Annotated in this window: 1 protein-coding gene and 1 pseudogene; both read right to left on the bottom strand. The window is 53.8% G+C overall.

Annotated features, from left to right (window positions below; all coding sequences use genetic code 11):
• Window positions 1-36: 36 nt before the first annotated feature.
• Window positions 37-1,236: an RNA-guided endonuclease TnpB family protein gene (locus EKD05_RS25445; protein ID WP_129678441.1), complete on the bottom strand. Its 1,200-nt coding sequence runs from the start codon at window positions 1,234-1,236 to the stop codon at window positions 37-39.
• A pseudogene (locus tag EKD05_RS26985) lies at window positions 1,223-1,384 on the bottom strand (IS607 family transposase); the annotation flags it as partial. The pseudogene EKD05_RS26985 and the gene EKD05_RS25445, both read right to left, overlap by 14 nt.

Raw genomic sequence — 1,384 nt, forward strand, 5'->3', positions numbered from 1 at the left:
ATAGTTCTCTTTTCCCTAGCGTTGTATCGCAGGTACTCAGTATGTAGGGGCACTCCCTACAGGGTGGCCTACGACACCCTCGATCCCATTGCTGAACGCGTTTGGGATTGCTTTTCTGATAATGTTGTACGCGCCGTTCACGTCGGCATTGATGAGACGCCCATCGCGGGTACGAAATAGCCCACGCTTGATGCGCCTTCCTACGTACTGGTCGTGATGTGCTACTGGCTCGTCATCGAAAAAGCTACACTTCGACGTGTGGCTCTCGTTGCGAACGACCACCGTGATGCCGACCAGTTTGGCCTTATACGTCAGCATCTCGATAAAGCGAGCGTGTGGCACCTGAACAAAGTTTTGATTTGTCCTTCGGCCCAGGGCGATCTCCTGCTTCCATCCATCATTTTTGCCGATCACCAGCGTTCCAATCCCTTCCTCCACCAGCAGTTCAATGATGCGGTGGCTGTGTGTGTGCAGGTAGTGGGTAATCTGGCGATTGCGTCGAACGGTGATGCGTTCCATCAGAGCGGTTGTGCCCTTCGCTCCGAGTTTCGCTTGGAGGTGCGCTTTGCGCTTGTTGTAAAACTGGTTGATGTGCTTGATCGGGCGACCATGAACAAGGACCGGCACAAAGCCGGGTTTGTTTGAAGCTATCGCTGCCAAGTTGTTCAACCCAATGTCAATGCCCGCCACCAGTTGCGGGTCGACGGCGGCAGGTTCCACGGCGCGTTCATAGATGACCTCCACGACATAGAATCCACTCCGGGGGACAATCCGCACCTGGGCAATCCTCGTCTGCTTGGTCTGAACGTGAATGTCCAATCCTGATGGTTTGATGACCTGTTGGGCCAGTGCGGGGCGGCTTATCGCCTGGATGGTGTAGACGAGCGCAAAGCGTCCCTTGGTCTTATCGAGGTACGTGGGCAATCCCGGTTTACCCGTAAAGGCTGCGGGATTTGTCCGATAGGTGGCAAGCGCAGCAAAGAATGATTTCCAATTCTTGTCAAGGAGCATCAACACTTGTTGGCTTACCTTGCGTGGTAAGGCTTGATACGGTTCCGTCGTTTTCATGCGACGGTTCATCTCGTGGTAATTGAGATAGCGTCCGTCAAAGATAAACGCCTGACGCACGATGTAGTTTGCTGCATTGTGGAGGTTCTTTGCGGCAAAGGCAGCCGCATCAATCAGCGCAAAGCGGGTGTCGCTTCGGTTGATAACGTGTTGCTCAACCAGTTGCATCGGGTTCGCCCTCGGTAAGTTCTTTCACAATCGCTTCGGTCTTGCGCTTTGCACGGCGTTGCCCATACAACCGTGCGGCGAACGAGGAGACAATGGCAACAAGATCGGTGAGTAAATCTTCTTTGCCGTTTTCCGCCTGGTTTACCAC

Origin of the sequence: Candidatus Chloroploca sp. Khr17, from assembly GCF_004138165.1 — a bacterium.
Classification (GTDB): Bacteria; Chloroflexota; Chloroflexia; order Chloroflexales; family Chloroflexaceae; genus Chloroploca.

Excerpts from the sequence above, each read along its gene's own strand:
- EKD05_RS25445 (WP_129678441.1), bottom strand. The coding sequence starts at position 1,236 with ATGCAACTGGTTGAGCAACACGTTATCAACCGAAGCGACACCCGCTTT.